21 protein-coding genes and 1 pseudogene are annotated in these 23,402 nt (G+C 40.3%); 6 read left to right on the top strand and 16 right to left on the bottom strand.

Annotated features, from left to right (window positions below):
- Positions 1-166: 166 nt before the first annotated feature.
- Together F3H01_RS05610 and pyrG are read right to left on the bottom strand one after the other, a co-directional pair.
- Positions 167-718: an NAD(P)H-dependent oxidoreductase gene (locus tag F3H01_RS05610; RefSeq protein ID WP_103649041.1), complete on the bottom strand. Its 552-nt coding sequence runs from the start codon at positions 716-718 to the stop codon at positions 167-169.
- Positions 719-823: 105 nt separating this feature from the next.
- Positions 824-2,458, bottom strand: coding sequence for a CTP synthase (pyrG, locus tag F3H01_RS05605; RefSeq protein ID WP_103649042.1), 1,635 nt, complete (start codon positions 2,456-2,458; stop codon positions 824-826).
- 125 nt (positions 2,459-2,583) lie between these two features.
- On the opposite strand from pyrG, the gene F3H01_RS05600 reads away from it, so the two are divergent.
- The 4 genes from F3H01_RS05600 to F3H01_RS05585 all read left to right on the top strand — a co-directional run bounded on the left by F3H01_RS05600 (position 2,584) and on the right by F3H01_RS05585 (position 7,488).
- A complete protein-coding gene (locus tag F3H01_RS05600; RefSeq protein WP_021091886.1) occupies positions 2,584-2,799 on the top strand; it encodes a DUF4492 domain-containing protein in 216 nt (71 codons plus the stop codon).
- Between the two features lies 1 nt (position 2,800).
- Positions 2,801-4,336, top strand: coding sequence for a cytochrome ubiquinol oxidase subunit I (locus tag F3H01_RS05595; RefSeq protein ID WP_149725116.1), 1,536 nt, complete (start codon positions 2,801-2,803; stop codon positions 4,334-4,336).
- The gene (locus tag F3H01_RS05590; protein ID WP_149725115.1) at positions 4,329-5,453 is read left to right on the top strand and encodes a cytochrome d ubiquinol oxidase subunit II; all 1,125 of its coding nucleotides are present in this window, start codon (positions 4,329-4,331) and stop codon (positions 5,451-5,453) included. Before F3H01_RS05595 ends, F3H01_RS05590 begins: the two co-directional genes overlap by 8 nt.
- Positions 5,454-5,718: 265 nt before the next feature.
- Positions 5,719-7,488 (top strand): aryl-sulfate sulfotransferase, encoded by a 1,770-nt coding sequence (locus F3H01_RS05585; RefSeq protein ID WP_149725114.1) that lies wholly within the window; start codon positions 5,719-5,721, stop codon positions 7,486-7,488.
- A gap of 35 nt (positions 7,489-7,523) precedes the next feature.
- Here F3H01_RS05585 and F3H01_RS05580 read toward each other — a convergent pair whose 3' ends face one another.
- Positions 7,524-7,874, bottom strand: coding sequence for a hypothetical protein (locus F3H01_RS05580; protein WP_084109922.1), 351 nt, complete (start codon positions 7,872-7,874; stop codon positions 7,524-7,526).
- 74 nt (positions 7,875-7,948) lie between these two features.
- The gene (locus F3H01_RS05575) at positions 7,949-8,152 is read right to left on the bottom strand and encodes a hypothetical protein (RefSeq protein WP_149725113.1); all 204 of its coding nucleotides are present in this window, start codon (positions 8,150-8,152) and stop codon (positions 7,949-7,951) included.
- A 242-nt stretch (positions 8,153-8,394) separates the two neighbouring features.
- Between F3H01_RS05575 and ilvD the strand changes: the two genes are divergently transcribed.
- The gene (ilvD, locus tag F3H01_RS05570; RefSeq protein WP_149725112.1) at positions 8,395-10,068 is read left to right on the top strand and encodes a dihydroxy-acid dehydratase; all 1,674 of its coding nucleotides are present in this window, start codon (positions 8,395-8,397) and stop codon (positions 10,066-10,068) included.
- Positions 10,069-10,146: 78 nt separating this feature from the next.
- Positions 10,147-11,715 carry a DNA recombination protein RmuC gene (locus F3H01_RS05565; protein ID WP_149725111.1) on the top strand — a complete coding sequence of 523 codons (1,569 nt, stop codon included), beginning with the start codon at positions 10,147-10,149 and terminating at the stop codon, positions 11,713-11,715.
- Between the two features lie 29 nt (positions 11,716-11,744).
- On the opposite strand, the gene F3H01_RS05560 is transcribed toward F3H01_RS05565, so the two are convergent.
- The 12 genes and pseudogenes from F3H01_RS05560 to F3H01_RS05500 form a co-directional block, all read right to left on the bottom strand.
- The gene (locus F3H01_RS05560) at positions 11,745-12,035 is read right to left on the bottom strand and encodes a DUF5339 domain-containing protein (protein ID WP_084109925.1); all 291 of its coding nucleotides are present in this window, start codon (positions 12,033-12,035) and stop codon (positions 11,745-11,747) included.
- 115 nt (positions 12,036-12,150) lie between these two features.
- The gene (locus F3H01_RS05555) at positions 12,151-12,795 is read right to left on the bottom strand and encodes a ferritin family protein (RefSeq protein WP_149725110.1); all 645 of its coding nucleotides are present in this window, start codon (positions 12,793-12,795) and stop codon (positions 12,151-12,153) included.
- Between the two features lie 93 nt (positions 12,796-12,888).
- Positions 12,889-13,116, bottom strand: a complete 228-nt coding sequence (locus tag F3H01_RS05550; RefSeq protein WP_149725109.1) for a DUF2798 domain-containing protein — start codon at positions 13,114-13,116, stop codon at positions 12,889-12,891.
- Positions 13,113-13,673, bottom strand: coding sequence for an NAD(P)H-dependent oxidoreductase (locus tag F3H01_RS05545; RefSeq protein WP_149725108.1), 561 nt, complete (start codon positions 13,671-13,673; stop codon positions 13,113-13,115). The genes F3H01_RS05550 and F3H01_RS05545 overlap by 4 nt, the downstream gene beginning before the upstream one ends.
- A gap of 15 nt (positions 13,674-13,688) precedes the next feature.
- Entirely contained in the window at positions 13,689-15,260 is a 1,572-nt protein-coding gene (locus F3H01_RS05540) for a tannase/feruloyl esterase family alpha/beta hydrolase (protein ID WP_149725107.1), read from the bottom strand.
- An 8-nt stretch (positions 15,261-15,268) separates the two neighbouring features.
- Complete coding sequence (locus F3H01_RS05535; protein WP_149725106.1) at positions 15,269-15,949, bottom strand: putative quinol monooxygenase; 681 nt, start codon at positions 15,947-15,949, stop codon at positions 15,269-15,271.
- Between the two features lie 16 nt (positions 15,950-15,965).
- A complete protein-coding gene (locus F3H01_RS05530) occupies positions 15,966-17,402 on the bottom strand; it encodes a subtype B tannase (RefSeq protein WP_149725105.1) in 1,437 nt (478 codons plus the stop codon).
- A 70-nt stretch (positions 17,403-17,472) separates the two neighbouring features.
- Positions 17,473-18,243: an SDR family NAD(P)-dependent oxidoreductase gene (locus tag F3H01_RS05525; protein WP_149725104.1), complete on the bottom strand. Its 771-nt coding sequence runs from the start codon at positions 18,241-18,243 to the stop codon at positions 17,473-17,475.
- A complete protein-coding gene (locus tag F3H01_RS05520; RefSeq protein WP_149725103.1) occupies positions 18,240-18,881 on the bottom strand; it encodes an NAD(P)H-binding protein in 642 nt (213 codons plus the stop codon). Before F3H01_RS05520 ends, F3H01_RS05525 begins: the two co-directional genes overlap by 4 nt.
- Positions 18,882-18,910: 29 nt before the next feature.
- Complete coding sequence (locus F3H01_RS05515; protein WP_149725102.1) at positions 18,911-20,056, bottom strand: iron-containing alcohol dehydrogenase; 1,146 nt, start codon at positions 20,054-20,056, stop codon at positions 18,911-18,913.
- A 74-nt stretch (positions 20,057-20,130) separates the two neighbouring features.
- On the bottom strand, positions 20,131-20,805 hold the full coding sequence (locus F3H01_RS05510) for an anaerobic ribonucleoside-triphosphate reductase activating protein (RefSeq protein ID WP_149725101.1): 675 nt from the start codon (positions 20,803-20,805) through the stop codon (positions 20,131-20,133).
- Positions 20,806-20,889: 84 nt separating this feature from the next.
- A pseudogene (locus F3H01_RS05500) lies at positions 20,890-23,172 on the bottom strand (ribonucleoside triphosphate reductase).
- Positions 23,173-23,402 lie beyond the last annotated feature (230 nt).

Below are 23,402 nucleotides of genomic sequence, written 5' to 3'. Positions count from 1 at the left end.
AAGTAAGATTTTAGGGCTAATGGCGAGCTTAAAAGCTTTGTTAAATTGATAGTCTTTACAAATTTAACCCACCAAAAATAGTAAACATTAGCAAAAATTTATACAATTAAATTTATAAATTTTTAAATGCTTTATGTCATAAAGTTTAAACCATTTTTATAAAAATTTATTCCAAATTTCTCAAAAACTCCGCATATTCTCTGGCGCCGCGTTCTATTTCGCTGTCGCTTGATACGTAGTCCACGCCAGGAGTCTCCTCGGCGCCGTAAAATGCGAAAAAGTCGCGGTAATTGGCGTGAAAATAGTATTTAAACGCAAGCTCAAACGGCGTAAGAACCTCGCGCAAGCTAAAATGATAGCGTCCTTGCGGGCAGTAATCGCTCTTTTTGATGCCTGCGGTCACGGCTAGCGCTACTTTGCGCCCCGCTATGCCGTCTGCGCCGCGTCCGTAGGCAAAGCCGTGCGTCATCACCGCATCAATCCATGATTTTAAAATCGGAGGGCAGGAGAAGTTGTGAAGCGGAAACTGTAAAACTAGGGCATCGTGGGCTCTGATGAGCTCTTGCTCGCGCGCGGCGTCGATACTTTTGCCCTTGTAAACCTGCGTCAAATCATGTACGCTAAAGCGCTGCGGCTCTTTGAGAGCCTCTTGTAGCAGGCGTTTGTTTATGACTGAGTTTTGGATATCAGGGTGGGCTAAGATGATTAGGGTTTTCATTTTTCTCCTTAAAAATTTATGGCAAGTAGTGGGATTTATCTGATAAATAATTTAATAAAAACAGCAAAATTTTAAAAGAATTTTTAGAGCCAGATGGCTCTAAATTTAAGATTTAATATTTTCTAAACTTGCCTTTATAAAGCCTAATATCACAGGATTTGGTTTAGTTAGACGGCTAGTAAATTCAGGATGACACTGCACGCCCACAAACCACGGATGGCCTTTTAGCTCGATAGCCTCTATCAACCCATCGCTCTCGCCACTTACTAAAAGACCATTTTTCTCAAAAATTTCTTTATATTTTGGATTTGCCTCGTAGCGGTGGCGGTGACGCTCTTTTACACTCTTTGCATTGCCATAAATTTCAGCTAGAAGTGTCTTTGGTTTGATGTCGCAGTTATATGCTCCAAGCCTCATCGTGCCGCCAAGTGGGCTTGTGTGCGTTCTTATCTGTTTTTTGCCGTGAGCGTCGATAAAGCTATCGATTAGATAGATGATAGGATTTTTACACTCTTTGTCAAATTCCATAGAATTTGCATCCTCTAGGCCCAAAACATCCCTTGCAAACTCAATGAGTGCTAGCTGCATACCAAGGCAAATTCCAAGGTAAGGGATTTTATTTTCACGAGCAAATTTAATGGCTTGCATCTTGCCTAAAACGCCCCTTTCGCCAAAGCCACCGGCGACCAAGATGCCATCTACGTCTTTTAAAAGCTCATTTACATTGTTCTCTTCTATCTTTTCGCTATCTATCCAGCGTAAATTTACCCTAGCGTCTAAATTTGCTCCAGCGTGGATGATACCCTCAGTTAGACTCTTGTAGCTCTCTTTTAGGTCGATATATTTACCCACAAATGCTATTGTAGTTTCATTTGTTGGAGCGATTATCCTTTTTACTAGGCTATCCCACTTTGCCATGTCTGGTTTTAGCTCATTAAAGCCTAAATTTTCAGCGATTGGCGTTAGTATGTCTTGCTTTAAAAATGAAAGTGGAATTTGATAGATACTTGCGCTATCTAAGCTCTCTATGACGCAATTTTTCTCAACACCACAGCTTGCTGCTATCTTATCTTTTAGCTCGCGGTTTAGTGGCATTTCAGATCTGCAGATGATTATGTCTGGTGTTATGCCTATACGTCTTAGCTCACCTACACTATGCTGGGTTGGTTTTGTCTTTAGCTCGCCGGCCACTTTTATAAATGGCACAAGCGTTAGGTGAATATTTAGCGCTCTTTTTTTGCCAACTTCCACCCTTAGTGCTCTTATCGCCTCTAAAAATGGTAATCCCTCGATGTCGCCAACGGTTCCGCCGATCTCAACGATTAGCACATCTTTACCCTCGCCTGCTTTTTTGATGCGATCAACTATCTCTCCAACGATGTGGGGGATCACTTGAATAGTCTTTCCAAGGTAATCGCCTCTTCGCTCTTTTTCTATAACAGAGCTATAAACTCTGCCCGTTGTGAAGTTATTATCTTGACTTAGGCTCTCATCTAAAAATCTCTCATAATGCCCCAAATCCAAATCTGTCTCTGCGCCATCATCTGTGACAAAAACTTCGCCGTGTTCTAACGGGCTCATCGTGCCAGGATCTACGTTGATATATGGATCAGCTTTTAAAACACTTACTTTTAGTCCGGAATTTTTTAAAAGAGTCGCGATAGACGCAGCTGCGATGCCTTTTCCAAGCGAGCTTAAAACACCACCTGTGATAAAAATGTACTTCGTCTCTTTTGCCATTAATTTTCCTTAAATTTATTTATTTTTTAATTGCGGATTATACCCCTTAAATATTTAGTAAGGCATTAATCGTATAAATTTTAAAAATTATTCTTTAAGTCTTTTTGTTATAGACTTCAAAAACTATGATAAAAAACTACCTAAACATCATTGCCTCTTTATATATAGAAGGCTTTAAAAATATGAAAATAGGCAAAAAATTATGGCTTCTCATAATAATAAAGCTTATCATCATGTTTGGAATTTTAAAAGCCTTCATCTTTAACGAGACTCTAAATACCAAATTTCAAACCGACGAAGAAAAAAGCGAATTTGTAATTCGAAATTTAATAAAGGAATAAAATGTCTGAGATGGATTTTGTCGACTGGTCTAGGGCACAGTTTGCGCTAACCGCCATTTACCATTTTTTGTTTGTCCCACTTACTTTGGGACTAAGTTTTATCATCGCTATCATGGAGACGATATATGTCAAAACTGGCGATAAAGCATGGCTTGAGATAACGAAATTTTGGCTAAAGCTCTTTGGTATAAATTTCGCTATCGGTGTGGCTACTGGTATCATCATGGAGTTTGAGTTTGGTACAAACTGGGCGAATTATAGCTGGTTTGTCGGCGATATCTTCGGCGCTCCTCTTGCTATTGAAGGCTTGCTCGCATTTTTCATGGAGAGTACATTTTTTGCCATTATGTTTTTTGGCTGGGAAAAGGTTGGCAAGAAATTTCACCTGCTTTCAACTTGGCTTGTCGCGATCGGTTCAAATTTAAGCGCACTTTGGATATTGATCGCAAATGGCTGGATGCAGTATCCAATAGGCATGAAATTTAACCCAGATACTGCAAGAATGGAGATGGAAAATTTCTTTGAAGTTGCGCTAAATCCACTTGGTATTAGCAAATTTTTACACACAGTAACTAGTGGCTACACTATCTCATCTATCTTTGTGATAGGAATTTCTGCTTGGTTTTTAATCAAAAAACGCCATATCTTGCTAGCTAAAAAAAGCATCGTCGTTGCTAGCGCATTTGGACTTATCACTTCGGCATTTTTGTTACTTAGTGGCGATGAGAGTGCATATTTTGTAGCTCAAAAGCAGCCTATGAAGCTTGCTGCGATGGAGGGACTTTATAATGGCGAGAAAAACGCTGGTCTAGTTGCCGCTGGTATTTTAAACCTAGCTAAAGAGCTTGGCGACGAGAGCGAGCCATTTTTGCTTGAGATAAAGGTGCCTTATGCACTTGGCATCATGGCAAACAGAGAGCTTGACTCATTTACACCAGGTATAAATGACCTACTTTATGGCAATAGCGAGCACAATCTAATAAGCGTAGAAGAGAAGATGGCAAAGGGCAAAGTAGCTATCGAGGCTCTTAAAAACTACAAAGAGGCTAAAAAAGCAAATGACGAGAGCTTGATGAAAAGCTCACTTTCAAATTTAGAAAGCAACCTAAATTTCTTAGGATATGGCTATCTTAAAGACGCAAAAGAAGCTGTGCCACCAGTTGCGCTTACATTTTATAGCTTCCATATCATGGTTGTACTTGGCACTTACTTCATAGCTCTTTTTGCTATTACGCTCTATCTAAATCTTTCAAGAAAATATAAATTTGAAAACATAAGAGCTTTTTTGTGGATCTGCCTCTTTACTATACCGCTTGGCTACATCGCAGCTGAGGCTGGCTGGATAGTAGCAGAGGTCGGCCGTCAGCCTTGGGTGATACAAGATCTCATGACCGTTGGCGTAGGAGCTACAAATTTAGCAGACTCAAATATCAAAATTTCATTTATATTATTTGCTGTTTTATTTACGGTCTTGCTAATTGCCGAGATCAAAATCATGCTTAAGCAAATAAAGATAGGATTTAACGACCATGCATAGTTTAAGCTTAGAAAATTTACAAATTTATTGGTGGTTTATAGTTAGCCTTCTTGGCGGACTTTTGGTATTTATGATGTTTGTTCAAGGTGGACAGTCGCTCATCTTTAGCCTTGGCAAGGATGAGCTGAAAAAAGATATGCTCATAAATTCTATCGGTAGAAAATGGGAGCTTACATTTACAACGCTTGTTATGTTTGGTGGCGCATGCTTTGCGGCGTTCCCGCTATTTTACGCTACTAGCTTTGGTGGTGCTTACTGGGTTTGGCTGGCTATTTTGTTTTGCTTTATCATCCAAGCTGTAAGCTACGAGTACCGCAAAAAGCCTGATAACTTCTTGGGCGCTAGAACTTATGAAATTTTCCTTTTCATAAATGGCTCACTTGGCGTTATTCTTATCGGCATGGCTGTTAGTACATTCTTTAGTGGAAGCGACTTTGTGCTAAATGAGCACAACTTTGTCGAGTGGAAGACTCCGTTTCGCGGCCTTGAAGCATTGGCAAATCCTTACTTGTACTTACTTGGTATAGCGATGTTTTTCCTATCTCGCGTAGGCGGCTGCTTATATCTTATAAACAACATCGCTGATGGCGAATTTATACAAAACGCTAGAAAACAGCTAATTATCAACACCGTGCTATTTTTGCCATTTTTTCTAGGATTTCTTGCTTGGGTGCTTACAAAAGATGGCTTTGCATACGACGCAAATGGCGTAGTTAGCCTTATGCCTTACAAATACGCTATAAATTTGATCGAGATGCCTATCGTCGGTATATTGCTTCTTGTTGGCATTGTTTTAGTGCTTGTTGGAATTTTCCAAGGGGCATTTACAAAAAGTATTCGTGGAATTTTTGCTTATGGCGTTGGCGTAACGCTTGCTGTGACTGCGCTATTTTTGATAACAGGCCTAAATGGCACTGCATTTTATCCGTCATTTAGCGACCTTGCTAGCTCGCTAACTATCAAAAATGCAAGCTCAAGTCACTACACACTTGGCGTTATGGCCTATGTTAGTTTGCTAGTGCCAGTAGTGCTTACTTATATCATCGTCGTCTGGCGAGCGATAGATAGCAAGAAGATCACGCAAGACGAGATCAAAAACGATCATCACGCATACTAAGGATAAAAGATGTTAGAAGCAGGAATTTTTTTGATACTTTGGCCAGTGACGCTATTTGTTAGCTATAAATTTGTTCTTTTTTCTCTTAAGAAATTTGATACAAATAACTAAAATTTAGGGGCGTTTGCTCCTAAATTCTTCTTTTTATTTTTACTCTTTAAAACGACTTCTTGATAAATTTACTTAAGCCACTTTTCATATAAGCGTTAGTTTTGTGTGAAATTTGGGTAGTAAGATATCATTAAATTTTATTAAAGGAGCGAAAATGAGCAAGAATTTCTTAGGTTCTGTTGCCCTTGCGGCTGTTTTGGTTAGTGGTCTTAGTATAGGCATCACGCCACTAGAGGCTGGAGTCCTGGCTCATCACGTAAAGGTTCAAGGCGAGCTTGGATCAGTCTTTATAAACCCCTACGACGTATCGCCGCTAACTGCTATCATCGATAGAGCTGGCAAAGACATCAAAGATATCCATGTCAAAGTAAAAGGCAAGCCAGATGGCGGCATCGACATCGACTACAACGTCTCAGAGCATGCCCTGCTTACGCATGATGGTGTGCCTATTTGGGGACTTTACCCTGACTATCTAAATGAAGTAGTCGTAAGCTACACGTTTAACGGAGCTAAAAAGGTAGAAACATATAAAATTTACGCCCAACCTATCGTCACATATAGCCGTGATTTTAGATTTTCTCACATGCAAAAGACTCGCGTCAAAAAGGTCGATCCTGCGTTTAAAAATAGGCTCTATCTCATCAACAATACGATCACGAGCGTTTATAAGCCGCTTGACTGGAAAAACGGCGGAGCTGCTAGCTGGAACGACTTTACCGAAAACTACATCGTAGATACCAAAGGCGAGGTCAGATGGTATCTTGACTATCAAAAATTTTACGACCGTAGCGAGAGAAGAGTGATGGATGGAGGCATGATGATGGGCTTTCATCAGCTAAAAAACGGCGATATCAGCTTTGGCATGGCACAAAGATATCTTAGATATGACCTTATGGGTAGAGAAATTTACAACCGCCCGCTTCCAAGAGGCTATATCGATCTAAGCCACGAAGTTATGCCACTAAAAGATGATCATTTACTTCTTAGAGTTGGCAAATACAACTACCACCACAAAGATGGCAGAATTTCTCACACCATAAGAGACCACATCATCGAGGTAGATGGCACCGGCAAAGTGGTCGAAGAGTGGGATCTAAATGAAATTTTTGGCAATAACGTCTACCGTAGCAACCTTATAAAAGCACTTGATGCCAGAGCTGTTTGCCTAAATATCGACATGGATGCAAAAGAGATCAAGATAAGCGATGATCTACCATTTGGCGACATTACCTCTACTGGCACAGGCAGAAACTGGGCTCACGTAAACTCTATCTCATATGATGAGAGCGACGATAGCATTATCCTCTCACTTCGCCACCAAGGTATCGTTAAAATCGGCCGCGATAAAAAAGTAAAATGGATACTAGCTTCGCCTGAAGGCTGGAGTGAAGAATTTAAAGCTAAAGTGCTAACTCCAGTCGATAGCAAAGGCAATAAGATAAAATGCGAAAACTCAAAATGCGAAGGCGAATTTGACTGGTCTTGGACTCAGCACACTGCGTGGCTAACACCAAGATATGACAACAAAGGCAGCGTAAAACACCTAAGCGTCTTTGACAATGGCGATGGCAGAGGCATGGAGCAGCCAGCCTTTAAAGAGGATAAATACTCTCGTGCGGTTGAGTACAAGATAGATGAGAAAAAGGGCACGGTTGAACAAACTTGGCAGTTTGGAAAGGAGCGTGGCTTTGACTTTTATAGCGCAGTTACTAGTAACGTCGAGTGGCAAAAGGATAAAAATACCTACTTCATCTCAAGCTCAAATGTAAATTTACTCCGTCCTGACAAGACTATCAAAATGGTCTTAGTTGAGATCGATCCAAAGACAAATGAGATCAAATTTGAGATGGATGTGGACTCTGCTTCAAGAGATGATGTCGCTTATAGGGCGATGGTTATTGATCCGGAGGTATTTAGTTATTAGCAGTATCTGGTGTGAGATTTTTCTCGCACCAGCTTTTAGTTGTTGTTTTGAAATTTATAGATTGCTTCTTTGATTCTAGTAAGGTTAAAATTTATCGCTCGCTCTAGTTCTGGCAAGTCTATATCTTTATCCGCTTCGAATGCTTTTACCATATCGCTTAGCTCTTTTGTCTCATCACTTGCAAGAACTATGCTTTTAAAATTATCATCGTCTATCTGGTCAAATTTTAAAAAGATCGATGCAAATTTATCTTTTAAAATTTCTTTATTTAGCTTTCTATTTTCCAAAGCTTTCTTTGTTCCACCATTTTTATTACAGGTTCTAAATATCGAATCTATTGTTTCATTCACTTCATCAAGTAAAATTTCTATTTTTTCACTTTGCATATAAAACTCTCTTAACTATAAATTAAATTTAAAATAAAAGCTAATTGCTCTTGTTTTGGAGATTAGAAGTTGTTTTACTTCTTCGCGTAAAAAGGAAAAATTAAAGTTGTATTTGTGAAGTTATTTTCATAAAAGTTTGTGCCAGAATTTAAAATTTTAGTTTGCATCGGCATCACTTTTATGCCCTCTGTTTTTGCGATCATTTTCTCATCCTTGTTAAAAAATTTTATCGCATTGTATAAATTTTCATAGGTCTTGTAAATTGTACCAGGGTACAATAAAGCCCTATAAATCAATATTTATAACACATTGATAATATTTTTACGTTATTATTTTGCATACTGCTTTGATTAAAATTACCGAAATTTCGTAGCTATTTAGCTCATCCTTTTTGGATAAATTTTAAAAATTTAATGTGTTATTTATGTAATAAAAAAATTTTAAATTTGCAAAAATTTTTTAAAATCTTTGATACTTTATATGTGATAAAATCCTCTCAAATTTTAAAAAAGGATCAAATTTGAGAAGCGACATAATCAAAAAAGGCTACACAAGAGCCCCACACCGCTCACTTTTACGTGCGACTGGGCTAAAAGACGATGACTTTGCTAAACCCTTCATCGGCGTTGCAAACAGCTTTATAGAGATCATACCAGGGCACTTTTTCTTAAATAAATATGCACAAATTTTAAAAGATGAGATTCGCAAAAATGGCTGTATTCCATTTGAGTTTAACTGCATCGGCGTGGATGATGGCATCGCGATGGGGCATGGGGGCATGCTATATAGCTTGCCTAGCCGCGAAATCATCGCAAACTCGATAGAAACCGTGATGAACGCTCATGCACTTGACGCACTTGTTTGTATGCCAAACTGCGACAAGATCGTCCCTGGCATGGTTATGGGCGCTTTAAGAGTAAATGTCCCAACCGTGTTTGTAAGCGGTGGCCCTATGAAAAAAGGCTACACAAAAGATGGCAAGCCGATAGATCTTGCGACTGCGTTTGAGGCAGTTGGTAAATTTGAGACCAAAGAGATAGATGAGGCTGAGCTAAGAGATATCGAGTGCAACGCATGTCCAAGTGGTGGTAGTTGCAGCGGTATGTTTACGGCAAATTCTATGAACACACTTTGCGAAGCGATGGGCATAGCACTACCTGGCAACGGCACTATCCTTGCACTAACCCCAGAGCGTGAGGAGCTTATTAGACAGGCTGCTCGCAGAATCTGTGAGATCGCACTTGATGAGAAATTTAAGATCAGAAACATACTAAACGAAAAGGCGATCCGCAACGCGCTTGTCGTTGATATGGCGATGGGTGGTAGCAGCAACACCGTTCTTCACATGCTAGCCATCTCAAGAGAGGCGGGCGTAAATTTAGACATCAAAGAGCTAAATAAAATCAGCCAAAATATCGCTCATATCGCTAAGATCAGCCCAAGCTTGCCAAACGTGCACATGGAGGACATCGGCAGAGCTGGTGGTATGAATGCGGTGATAAAAGAAATTTCACGCAGAGATAATGGCATGCTAAATTTGGATAATCTCACAGTTAGTGGCGAAACTTTGGGAGAGCGTGTAAAGATAAGTGATATCAAAGATGAGAGTATCATTCACAAAGTAGAAAACGCCTATTCACAAGTTGGCGGACTTGCCATTTTATTTGGAAATTTAGCCGAGCAAGGCTGTGTAATCAAGACAGCTGGCATCGTTGGCGAGCGTAAATTTAGCGGCAAAGCAGTCTGCTTTAACTCACAAGATGAAGCCATAGCTGGTATTTCAGGCGGTAAAGTAGATAAAGGCGATGTCGTCGTCATCCGCTACGAAGGCCCGCGCGGAGGCCCTGGTATGCAAGAGATGCTAAGCCCTACCTCACTCATTATGGGACGAGGCCTTGGCGCAGACGTGGCTCTCATCACAGATGGTCGCTTTAGCGGAGCGACAAGGGGTCTAAGCATCGGTCACGTGAGCCCAGAAGCGGCTGAAGGCGGTATGATAGGTCTGCTACAAGATGGCGATATCATTGATATAGACGTCGATAAATACGAGATAAACGTTCGCCTAAGCGAGGCTGAGATCGCAAAGAGAAGAGCGGAATTTAAGCCAGTCGATAAACCACTAACTTCTCGCTGGCTAAGGCAATACCGCAAACTAGTCACAAACGCAAGCAACGGAGCGGTGCTAGAAGCATAAAATTTACTATAAAAGCAAGGAGTGGCCTCTTTGCTTTTGTAAAAATATAAAAATTTCTTCATTTTTTAAGGATACTAAATGCAACAAGATTTCTATTTTTATGCTGCCATATTTTTAGGACTACTATTTTTGATTGCGATATTTGTCATCTATTCATTTAATAGAGACAAACTCGAGCTAAAAAGAAATTTGGCGCAAAAAGAGCAAGAAAATTTTGAAATTTCATCAAATATAACAAATTTAGTATCTAAAAATAGTGAAAATCTGCAGCTAATTAGTGAGCAAAAAGCAAGGCTTATGTCAAATCACGAGCGAATAGACGAGCTCATCAGTGAGATCGATGCGCTAAAAACCAAAATAGCACAAAAAGACGAAGCTGAAGATGCGATGGAGCGCGTGATAAATGAGCTTAAAGAGAGTATCGGTACAGCAAATGAAAGGGCCAAGAATAACGAGGCAAATTTTACTGCAATACTAGCCGAGCTAAATCAAAATAAAAATGCTTTAGCTGAAGCAAATGAGAGAGAAAATAGATTAAAACGTGATATGGCTGTGCTTAGAAATGAAATAGAAGCAAAAGAAAATAGCCTAAAAGAGCAAGAGGCAAATTTATTAAAAGTAAAAAATGAGTTAAATTTGGAATTTTCTAATCTTGCAAATAAAATATTTGAAGAAAAAAGTGCAAATTTCACACAAAATAGCCAAAATTCTTTAGATCTTTTACTAAAGCCACTAAAGGAGCAAATTTCAACCTTTCAAGAGCGCGTAAATGCAGTCCATGACGAGTCAGTTAAAGGCATGAGCGCGCTAGGAACGCAGATTAAGCACATAAGTGAGATTGGTATCTCAATGTCAAAAGAGGCAAACTCACTAGCCACTGCATTAAAAGGTAGCAATAAAACACTTGGAAACTGGGGTGAAATACAGCTTGAACGCACATTTGAGGCTTCTGGACTTGTTAAAGATGAGCACTACTTGACACAACAAAATTTCAAGAACGAAGAGGGCAAACGTCTTATTCCTGATTTTATAGTAAAGATACCAGATGGCAAACACCTAATAGTTGATTCTAAAGTCTCACTTATAGCTTACGAAAAGGCTATCACAGCCAGCAACGAAGAGGAGCTAAATTTAGCATTGAAAGAGCATATTGCTTCTATGAAAAATCACATAGATGGCTTAAATAGTAAAAATTACGGTGAGATCGTACCTGATAGCCCTGATTTTGTATTGATGTTTATACCAATTGAGCCAGCATATATCGAGGCTATGAAATTTGATAGTTCCCTTTTTGACTATGCATTTCAAAAGCGTGTAATACTAGTATCTCACACCACGCTTATGCCTATTCTTCGCACAGTGGCAAATTTATGGCGCATAGAGCGTGGCAATGAAGAGGCCAAAAATATCGTAAAGAGTGCGATTAAAATTTATGATAAAGTCCGCAATGTGGCCGAGCATATGAATAGACTTAGCAATACACTAAATACTGCAAATAAACATTTTAACGCCCTTGCATCAAGTTTTAGTGGTAGAGATGGCCTTGTTAGTAGACTTGAAAATTTTAAACGCTTGTCTCCAGACGATCAAAAAGATATAGAAGTAAAAGAGATCGGCGTAAATAACGAATTAGAAAAAGAGGATTAGGATATGGCTAGAAAAACTAGCCATAAAATTTATTTTAAAAGACCTTGTTTTTTCATTTGTTCCATTACTTGAGCAAACATCTCTTTAGCTTGTTTGCAAGTAGCGTCTTGTTGCTCTTTTGGAAGTGCAGCAAGTTGGTCCATTGATTGTTTCTTTTGATCTTCATAAATTTTTACTTGTTGCTCTTGACCAGCTTTTTTGTAAGCTTCGACCATTTTGTCGATGTCTGAGAAGTATGATTTGCAAGTATCTGTAAGATCTGCAGCGTTTAGGCTTAGTGCAAAGCCAAGAGTAGCTAAAACTAAAAGTGATTTTTTCATCTCTTTCTCCTTATAAAAATTTAAAATAATTATAGTACTTTTTGCTTATAAGAGAGTAAATTTGAAATAAAAAATTCATAGCCAAAGCTCTAAGCGCCTTGGCTATTTTGGCTTTTTAGCCTAGGAATTCGCGCTTAAAATACTCTTTTGGAGCTTTGCAAAGCGGGCAAGCACCTGGAGCTTTTTTGCCTCTGTGAACGTGTCCGCAGACCTCACAAACCCAGATATCTTCTTCATCACTCTCAAAAAAGCCCTCTTCATCAAGCATCTTTTTAAGCTCTAGATACTCCCTTTCATGCTCAACCTCAACCTTGCCGATCGCGTTAAATAGCCTCTCAACATCTCTTAGCTCTTCTTCTTTTGCGATCTTTGCAAAGTCTGGATACATTGTCGTATGCTCGTAGTTTTCGCCAGCTGCTGCATCAAGTAAATTTTTATCCATCTTATCGATCGGATCGTTCATTAGCTCGTGATATTTTTTAAACTCCGCTCTTGCGTGCCATTTCTCATTTTCAGCTGCCTCGTAAAAGTGCCTAGCAATAGCATGATAGCCTGCTTCTTTGGCTAGATCACCGTAAAGCTCATACTTGTTTCTAGCTTGTGATTCGCCAGCAAATGCCTTCATCAAATTTACCGCTGTTAAATTTTCAGTCACACACTTCATCTCTTCGCCGCAACAGGTTAGTCTGCCGCCACCAACTTTTTGTACCTCGATCTCGTTGCCGCATTTTTCGCATTTGTATGTTTCGTACTGTCTCATTTTGACTCCTATTTTGATAAATTTTGATTGGATTATAACCAAATAATTAAAATAAGTAAATAATAATTTTTATTGATAACGTATATTATTATTTTATTTTTTACACAAAATTTGTGTGAGTTTTGCTACAAATGGAGAGACTAGCAAAAGCACTGGATACGCTACCGCAAAGGCTTTTACGTAAGCAGTTAGCCAAATTTTTACAAAGCCATCAACGAGGCCAAGGTTTAGATACGTCATCAGCACAAATGACATAAAAAACGCCATAAATGCTGACATTATAAACGCAAAAACATATCTATAAAATTTCGCCGGTATCATGAAATTTTGCCTATCAGCTCCCCTAACCTTTTTGCATGATCAAGCGCCTTTTGCCTCATCAAAGCAAGCTTTGCCTCATCGTGTCTGCTCTGATATGACAGCCCTCCGCTATAAACATAGCCTGCAAACTCCATACCACACATATTTGCTAACGCCTTAAGCGGCGGCAAAAACTCCTCTATCTCGTATCGCTGAAGCGCCTCTTTTTTATAAAGCTCCTCAGGCGCGCCAGAGGTAAATGAAAGCACCAGCTTCTTGCCACGTAGCTTATCTCCGCTACTGCCATGAGAAAAGCCATGAACTAGCACATCTTCAAACCACTTTTGTAAAAGCGATGGCACACCGTACCAGAAAAATGGATAAACAAGCACGATCACATCAGCCTTTACTAGCTTTTCTTGCTCGGCTTTTACATCGATCACGTAGTTTTTGTAAAGCTCACTTAGTATGTCAAATTTAGCCTCTGGCACAAGCTTTTTTAGCTCGCCCAAGATGATCTTATTTGCAAAGGAATTTTCAAGGTCTGTGTGACCTGATACGACTAAAATTTCACTCATTTTCTCTCCTTAAATTTACTTACAAACAAAGCTACTTGCCTTGCTCGCGTCACCGCCCACGTATGTAGCCACCTTTGGATAGGCACACACTAGAAATTCCTTGCCAGCGTAGGTCCTGCTTTTTGCTAGCATGCTCTTTGGTGCTTCGCCCTTTTCGTGCCACGCTTCAAGCGCACTAAGCGGATCCACGTCATCTATGCCGTTACCGCCACCGCAGTGGTTCATCCCAGGTAGCGCAAAAAATGCCGCGAAATTTTGGCTATTTTTATTATCAGCCTCTAGCTTTTTAAACCAATCCATTTGATCTTTTGCTGAGAAGACTGGGTCTGAAACGCCAGTTACTATTATGAGCTTACCGCCATTTGCGCTAAATGTGCTAAGGCTTGTTGAGATGGCGTCATTTATCGCCGCAGTCTCGAAAGTCTTTGGCGTGTCTTTGTCAAAGTCGAAATTTATCGTGTCAAAATTTGGCTGCGCTGGCGTTAGAAAATAATAATTCACCGAGCCGCTTGAGAGCGTGATATTTCTAGCGTTTGGCTTGGCACTTTGCGAGTCGCCTAGCTTCCACTGCCTCCAGCCCTCAGCGCTCACGCCTGAGTCGTAAAACCAGCCACTATAAATTTGCTCGCCCTTGCTGTTTTTAGCTCCGTTAAAGATTTTCTCTATCGCTTCTATCTTTTGCTTTGCTAAATTTAGGCTTTTTGGATCAAATTTGCACGCCTCCCACGCATTGATGATCCCATCTTTTAGCCCGTCCAAGCCGTCACATTTTTCTAGCACAGCGTGGCTTAGCTTGTCAAGGTCGTCCTGCGTTAGGGCATTTGCAAAAATTTTCTCGCCTTTTTCATTTTTTGGAGCTATCTTCATAAGGGCTTGGTTGTCCCACTGCTGAGCGATCGCCGCGCGAGATAGCCTAAAGCCAGGGTTTGCAGCGATGACGCCGTCAAATTCAAGTGGATAGCGCTGTGCTGCTATGAGCGCTGCCCTACCGCCATTTGAGCAGCCCATAAAGTAGCTATGTTTTGGCTTTTTGGCGTATGCGGTGGCTAAAATTTGCTTAGATGCGTCCGTGACCTTGCCGATCGCCTGATAGGCGTAGTCTAGCCTTGCTTGCTGATCTAGCCCAAACTCAGCCGTTGGCTCTGGATGTCCTGAGTTTGTAGTAACTACCGCATAGCCTCTAAGAAGCGCTGGCGTGGCTGTGCTTGTGCGTATCGGCACTGCGCCAAGAGCAGGCGCTACAAAGCCGTCCATACCGCCTCCACCTTGAAATAAAAATTTCTCATTCCACTGCTCTGGCAGCCTTAGCTCGTAATCAATCGCATACTCTTTGCCGTCACTACCGGTGCGTTTATAGAGTTTGCCATGTACCACGCAGTGAGGCTTTGCTTTGATAGTGTTTTTACTGCCACCAGTTAGCGCGGACATCTTATCGGCTGATACTTCGCCACTCTCATTCCACACCGCGTCTATTATCTCGTTGTTTAAAATTTTTACATCTTTTAAACTCTCACATCCTGCCTTATCAAGGGCAAAAGCCGTGCTACTAACAAGTGCTAGTGCACAAAAAAGTGAAATTTTATTCATAACATCTCCTAAAATTTTACCTTGCTAAATGAGGTCTCGTTCTTAAGACCAAAGCCATCAAATTCGTCTATTAACCCAGCTCGCTCTTTGGCGTAAGCTTTGTAGTTTTCACTGTGGCGGTAGCTCTCAAAGCTAGCTTCGTCTTTGTAAATTTCAACCAAGATCCACTTGTTTGGCGCATCCTTTTGACTAAAGGCAAACTGCGCGTAAGCACCCTCATCTACGCTTTTTTGCATATATTTTTTGATGATCTTTTCAAATTTCGTATCGCTTTTTGCTAAGAGGCTTAAATTTGTGATGTGAAAGTAGGTATCTTTTAGCCTCTCTGGCGTTAAATTTTTTGAAACCGCAGCCCTCTTTTTCAAGCCGATAGCCTTTTTGCTAGCCAAAATTTCAGCGCTTGCGCTTGCAAATTTCTTAAAATGCGCCGAGCTTATATGCTTTTTATAAGCCTCCTCATCCTTATAAAACTCAAGCACGTAAAACAGCTCTGGCTTGCTCTTTGCACTTGCAAAAAAGATCGCCTGAGTGCCTGGCTCGCTCTTTGAGCTAAGGATATTTTCTCTGCCAAGCTCTTTTAGCAAAACCTTATTATTTGGCGTTGAAAGCAGCTCATATAAGCTCACTTTTGCCTCCACCCCAAAGGCAAAAGCCACCAAAACCGCTAGTAAAAATAGCTTTTTAAACATAAAAACTCCTATAAATTTATCTTTCTACTACTCTTTTTATCCAAGCAAAAAGCTCGTCTAAATCGTAGTCGCCGCCATGTCCTTGTCCCCAGACCGCTTCGAAATCAACCTCTTTGCCAGCATTTTTAAGCGAAAGTGCGAGCATAGCAGGCACGGCAAGGGCTAGGTCGGTGTCGTTTGTGCCCTGCCTTATGCGGTAAAATTTCGCTGCATTTTTGTTTTTAGCGTAGCTCATCGCATTCATCATCTTTATGACGCCAGCATCCGCCATCTCGCCCTCGCTTCTCTCTTTTGAAAATTTAGTAAAGTGCTTTGCGGGCGTTTTGCTATCGCCAAACAGATCGTTTTCAGGATTTTCTAGCCCAAATCCGTCAAAGGCGACCACCTCTTTGGCACGTTTTAGCGAGGCGATGAAGTCTTCTAGCTTAAACGTATATCCAAGCGAGCAGCCCTGAGTATCAAGCGTGATAAATTTAGGCGTGAGCGTGTTTTTGTCGCTGCTTTTTGTAGCGGTAAATGCCCTTGAGATAAGGGCGTTTATATACTCTTTGAAGCTGCCCTCGCCGTTTTCATCAAGGCTTAGCACGTGGCCTTTGGCGTCTTTTAAATTTAGCGAGTTTAGATAGGCTGGGAATTTACTCTTTAGCTCGTGCGAGAGCTCTTTTTGCGTGGCATTTAGCTCGCCTGTGATAGTCTTTGGCTTTTTGCTTCTGTCGTTAAAAGTGCTCGCATCAAGACTTGCAAAATCAATCCTTTCAAATTTATCCAAATCCCCAAACATCCACTCATATGCCTCGTCCTCATGCTCTAAATTTGTAACAGGGCAGTAGGCTGAGACGGCATAAATTTGATCGTCCGCCTTTGCAGCGCCTAGCTCTTTAAGATATGGCTCATACTCTTTTGCATTTGCGCTTGTGCCAAGAAGTGCTGACATCGCGCCGCCTGCGCTCGTGCCGTTTGAGATGATCTTATTTGCGTCGCCTGGCATAAATTTGTCGTTAAATTTAAGATATCTAACAGCCGCTTTTAGATCGACTATCGCAGCTGGGGCTTTACCGATAAATTTCTCGCCATCTTTTAGCGTCCTACCTCTAGCGCCAACGCTCGCCACGACATAGCCTCTAAGAAGCGCTTCAAGGGTAGCATTTGGTTTTTCGTTTTGAAGTTCTGGCTTTGGTGGCATTGCACTCATGTAGCCACCAATAGCATTTGGCATAAAAATGGCCGTCTTTTGGTCGCTAAATTTATCCTCTGGCACGTAGAAATTTAGCGCCTCGTAGCCACTAACTGGCTTTGCCACATAGACTATGCCTTCATAAGCTCTAAATTTAAGCGTCTTATCGCCAACTTGCACGCTTTTTAGCTCAAATTTGTTTTCATCAAATTTAAGCTCACCTCCAAAGCAAGCGCCTACTAAACAAACCCCTAAAATAGCAACTCTAACGCATTTCATGATCTGCCTTTTTATTTTGTCCTACTTTTTACTTTACTGGCCTTGGCGTAGGCTACCAAGGCTTTAAGGCCTAGTTATCTTTTGGCTTATACTTAATCGCATAGTCAAATTTAGGCTGGTACAGTGAAAACTCAAGGCTATCTCTATCGACCGAGCCAACGCAGTAATGGCTATCATAAAGTCGCAGCAAAAACTCCGCCATCTGCTCGCTCGTGTGATACTTTTTAAACGCTTTGTCGTAGTCGTAGCTCTCTTTGCTAGTTGCCACCATGCCAAATTCTGTTTTTGTGGCAGCTGGAGCTAGCACTTTTGCTTGCATCTTTGCCTGCTTGTCCTGTGCTAGCTCGTGGTAAAGCCCCTCACTAAAGGCACTTACGAAAAATTTACTAGCGCAGTACGTGACCGCGTTTGGCACGATCTTGTAGCCACCTATTGAAGAGATATTTATAAGCTGCGTATCTTTGTCTTTGTATTTTTTAGTAAAGAGCGTTGAGAGCGTGACAAGGGAGATGATGTTTAAATTTATCATCTGTGTGATTTTTTCTAAATTTTGCTCGCCGACCTTGTTGTAGTCGCCAAAACCGGCGTTGTTTATAAGTGCTTTTAGCTCATATTTTTCTAAATTTTGCCAAAGCAAGAGGGCATTTTCTTGCTTTGAGAGATCACAAATCTCTATAACGACATCAACACCCGAAAATTTAGCTATCTCGCTTTTTAGCTCCTCTAAAAGCTCGCCACGCCTTGCAATAAGGATCAAATTCTCCCCGCGCCTTGCAAATGCCTTTGCCGCAGCCGCTCCTATACCTGAGCTTGCTCCAGTGATGGCGATGTATCTTTTCACTTAGCATACTCCATAGGGCTATAAATTTTGACACCTTCGCTGTGGTCATCTTGCGCTACTTGCACGATCACTTTAGCGATATCAGCCGCTCTCATCGGACGATACTCGTCAAAAAAGCCTTTTGGAATAAATTTAAACGCCTTTATCGCCAGGTACTCGCCAAGTCTAAATTCTTTCCTTTCAGTCTCAATAAGTGGCAGCCTAACGACGTGGAATGAACTATATCCAAGCTCCTTTATCTTTGCTTCTGCTTGACCTTTTGCCTTTAGGTAAAACGAGCCTGACTTTCTGTTTGCACCTGCAGCTGAGAGCAAGACAAAGCGTTTTGCCCCACACTCTAAGCCAAATTTGGCAAAATTTAGCGGATAGGTCACATCGACTTTATAAAACTGCTCTTTGTGCTTTGCCGCCTTCATCGTCGTGCCAAGTGCGCAAAAGACATCATCAGCGATAAATGGCACCTCATCTTTTAGCTCGTCAAAATTTATTACTTTTACTTCAAGCTTTTCATGGGTAAATTCTAGCTCATGCCTAGCAAGGGCGATAACCTTGTTGTAATGCTCGCTCGCACATAAATTTTTTAAAATCTCACTTCCCACAGCACCGCTAGCTCCAGCTATAAGGGCGATCTTTTTCATATCTTTCCTTTGTAAAATTTAGATAAATTCTATCTCGCTAAGGCAAAAATTTCACTTATTGCCTCTTTTGTATAAATTTGCTCTAGTCCCCTGCCCTTAGCGTAGTCATAAACTAAAGCCATTATCTCGTCTAAATTTGTCTCATCAACGCCGATTTCTATAAGGCTTGTAGGTGTGCCAATCTTGCTAAACCACTCTTTTAGCTTCTCTATGCCTACGTCTGCGTCATCCACGCCAAAAATTTCTTTGCCAAAGCGCTTAAATGCCTCTAAATTTCTACTCTTATACCACTTCATCCAAGCTGGCATCACGACACTTAGCCCAGCTCCATGCGCGCAATCAACCACCGCACCTATGGCGTGCTCGATCATGTGATTTGGATAAGAGTAGCCAGCTGTGCCAACGTAAGTTAAGCCATTTAGCGCCATCGTAGCAGCCCAGGCAAACTCGCCTCTAGCATCGTAATTGTCTGGCTCTTTTAGTAAAATTTCAGTCGTTTTCATAACGGTTTTTATGTTTGCTTCGATGTATAAATTTATGATCTCAGGCTGAATGCTCGCCGTAAAGTAACCCTCGATGCTGTGAGCGATGATATCAGAAGCTGAATAAACCAAGTACTCTTTGCTCACGCTTGCTTGAAGTAGTGGATTTATCACTGAAACTTTTGGATAAAGACAAGCGCCGTGCATGGCAAATTTCTCTTTTGTGGCTTCGTTTGTGACGACCGAGCCGCCGTTCATCTCTGAGCCAGTTGCAGCTAGAGTTATGATGTCAAAGATCATAAGTGCCTCACTTGGATCCTTGCCGGTAAAAAAGTCCCAAACGTCGCCGTTATACTTCACGCCTGCAGCCACCGCCTTGGCCGTGTCAAGCACCGAGCCACCACCTATGGCTAGCACGCTATCGACACCTTGCTTTTTAGCTAAATTTATAGCCTCATTTACCTTGCTTAGCACTGGATTTGACTTCACGCCGCCTATCTTGCAAAACTCGATACCATTTACACTTAGGCTCTTTGCTGCGATATCAAAAAGGCCATTTTTTATAATCCTATCGCTGCCATAGATGATAAGCGTCTTTTTAATGCCGAATTCTTTCATATATCTGCCGATATTTTGCTCTTTATCTTTGCCAAATTCTATTTTTGTAGGGTTTAAAAAGCTAAAATTTTGCATATTTTCTCCTTATCAGTTTTAATGATTATAGTTTTGCAAAGCAAAAATTTTTGTTAAAAATAATGAGTAGAAATTTAAAAATTTCTTAGTTTGATAGGAAGTTTCGAGATGATTTTTTTCGGATCAAAGCTACTTTTAGCATCAACTAAATTTCCAAAATTTTCACCTGTGCTAAGGAATTTTTGCAAATAATAATTGCCTTTATATCCAAGGTCATAAAGAATTTCAGACATCAAAGAAATATCTGCTTCATCTAAAAAATCTGCATGCACAGTTGTTCTTACTTCAAAATCGAAATTTATCTCAAGCAGATATTTTAGTGTGCTAATAAATTTTTCATATAAATTTGAGCCAGTTACGCCTATAAATTTCTCTTTTGGTGCTTTAAAATCAAGTGCGATATAGTCAATCAGCCCTTCGCCTATCGCCTCTTTTAAAATCTCAATATGAGAGCCATTTGTATCAACTTTTAGGCAAAAATTTCTTGACTTAACCTCTCTTGCAAGCTTTAGAAACAAAGGATTTGCCGTGCATTCGCCACCGCTAAAAACGATACCATTTAGCTTACCTATACGACGATCTAAGAAGTTACAAACCTCAGCCATTTCTATATTGCCATTTGAATTTACAACTTCTATATTGTAGCAATAAACGCATCGCATATTACAGCCTGTGAACCAAACTACTGCAGCCACTTTGTCTGGATAATCAAGCGTAGTAAATGGCGTTATGCTAAAGACTTTATGCAAATTTATGTACCTTTTGAGATTTAAAAGGCACAGAAGATTGTGCCTTTTTTATTTGAGTTTTTGTGTTTTTATTGGCTGCGGTGATTATCTTTTGCAGCAACTTGCGTATTCATCAAATTTAATACGCTCTTTGTGCTCACCTTTTTTACCAAGGTTAAAGCTCTCAACTGGGCGATGATAACCCATAACACGAGTATAGACTACGCATTTTGTGCGTTTGTCTTGTACTTTTTCTAAAATTTCTTTTTCTGTCATTTCCTCTCCTTACTTGGAATTGTTTTTCTCTTTTTCTATTAATTCTGCATCGCAAAGCGGACAAAATTCATGTTCTCCAGCAATGTAGCCATGTTTTGAACAAACGCTAAACACAGGCGTTATCGTAATATATGGAAGCTTATAATTTGAGATTATGCTCTTTACAAGCTCCTTGCAAGCTTTAGGTGAGCTGATCCTTTCTTTCATATAAAGGTGAAATACTGTGCCGCCAGTGTATGAAGTCTGAAGATCATCTTGCAAATCAAGTGCCTCGTAAGCATCATCTGTAAAATTTGCTGGAAGCTGGGTTGAGTTTGTGTAGTAAATATTCTCCCCGCCACCTGCTTGGATGATGTCTGGATAGCGCTTTTTATCCTCTTTGGCAAAGCGGTAAGTTGTGCCCTCAGCTGGAGTCGCCTCAAGGTTGTATAAATTTCCAGTCTCTTCTTGAAATGTCCTTATCTTATCGCGCAAAAACTCAACCATCTCAATAGCAAAATCACGTCCAAATTTTGTTGAGATATTCTCTTTATCATTTGTGAAATTTCTAAGAAGCTCGTTCATGCCATTTATGCCAATCGTGCTAAAGTGGTTATTAAAGTGCTTTAGATATCTAGCCGTATAAGGATAAAGCCCTCTGTCATACATCTCTTGGATAAATTTACGCTTCTTTTCAAGTGTTGATTTGGCTAGTTCTAAAAGATAGCTAAGTCTATTATAAAGTGCGACCTTATCGCCTTTGTAGTTGTATCCAAGGCGAGCCAAATTTATAGTCACAACTCCGATCGAGCCTGTCATCTCAGCACTACCAAAAAGACCACCACCTCGTTTTAAAAGCTCTCTTAAATCAAGCTGCAAGCGGCAGCACATAGAGCGAACATGTCCTGGTTTGTAGGCTTTTTCGTTTTCTATCTTATTGCCATTTTCGTCATAAGTGTATTGTGAACCGATGAAATTTTGAAAGTAGCTTGAGCCCATTTTGGCGGTATTTTCAAAGAGCACATCCGCCACTTCGCTATCCCAGTCAAAATCCTCTGTGATATTTACCGTTGGTATAGGAAATGTGAAAGGCTGCGAGCACTTATCGCCAGCTGTTAAAACCTCGTAAAATGCCTTATCTATGCGTGCCATCTCAGGCTCGAAGTCCTTATAAGTCATATCGATTAGTTTTTCTCTGCCACGCTCGTTTGCTTTTTTCAAAATTTTCTCGTCTTTTACGTTTGTAAAAAGGTGTATATCATCACTCGTTGGGATCTGATCTCTTAGATCGCTTGGGCAGGTGATGTCTATGGTTACGTTTGTAAATGGACTTTGTCCCCAGCGTGCAGGCACATTTAAGTTAAAAATAAAGCTAGTGATCGCCTTTTTGATCTCGGCGTCGCTTAGATCATCTTTGAAAACGTAAGGCGCAAGGTAGGTGTCAAAGCTAGAAAACGCTTGAGCGCCCGCCCACTCGCTTTGCAAAATTCCTAAGAAATTTGCCATCTGATAAAGCGCCTCTCTAAAGTGCTTTGGCGCCTTGCTCTCAACCCTGCCACGAACGCCGTTAAAGCCTTCGTTTAACAAAGCTCGCAAGCTCCAGCCAGCACAATACCCTGTAAGGCAGTCAAGGTCGTGGATGTGATAATCGCCATTTCTGTGAGCAAGACCCTCTTCTTTGCTATAAACAGCGTCTAGCCAGTAGTTTGCTATGACTTTGCCAGCGGTGTTGTTGATGAGACCTGCGTTTGAGTAGCTTGTATTTGAGTTTGCAGAAATTCTCCAGTCGGTGCCATTTATATACTCATTTATCGTTTGAGTTGAATTTATGTAAGTCGTATCGTCATTTAGGCCTAAAATTTGCTCACGTTGAAGCTTATGCGTGTGGCGGTAGAGCATAAAGCTCTTTAAAACGTCGAAATATCCACTATTAAATAGCTCTTTTTCGATCGCATCTTGGATGTCTTCGACTGTTATCGCGCTTGATTTTTGAAAGATATCTTGGACAACATTTGTAAAAACTTTCTCATCATAAGCTAAATTTTCGCTAGCAAATGCTTTTTTTATCGCATCCACTATCTTATATGCTACAAATTCTTGTCTTGTGCCATCTCTCTTCAAAATCTCACGCATTACTCGCTCTTTCTTCTAAATTTTTCAATATAAAGTTTAAAAGTATAGGACAAGAAAGCTTAAACAATAGATAACTATTTTATTTTGTTTAATAATATTTATCAAAAAATATAAAATTTTATAAAGTTTTCTTAAAGCATAAATTTACGTTATTTAAGTATTTTAAATTAATTTTTGATTATCTTACTTAAATAATTATTTTAGTTTTACTTTTTAAAATAGTAGATTTA

This window comes from Campylobacter concisus, assembly GCF_902460875.1.
Classification (GTDB): Bacteria; Campylobacterota; Campylobacteria; order Campylobacterales; family Campylobacteraceae; genus Campylobacter_A; species Campylobacter_A concisus_AA.
This window is presented reverse-complemented; position numbering and strand designations above follow the sequence as displayed.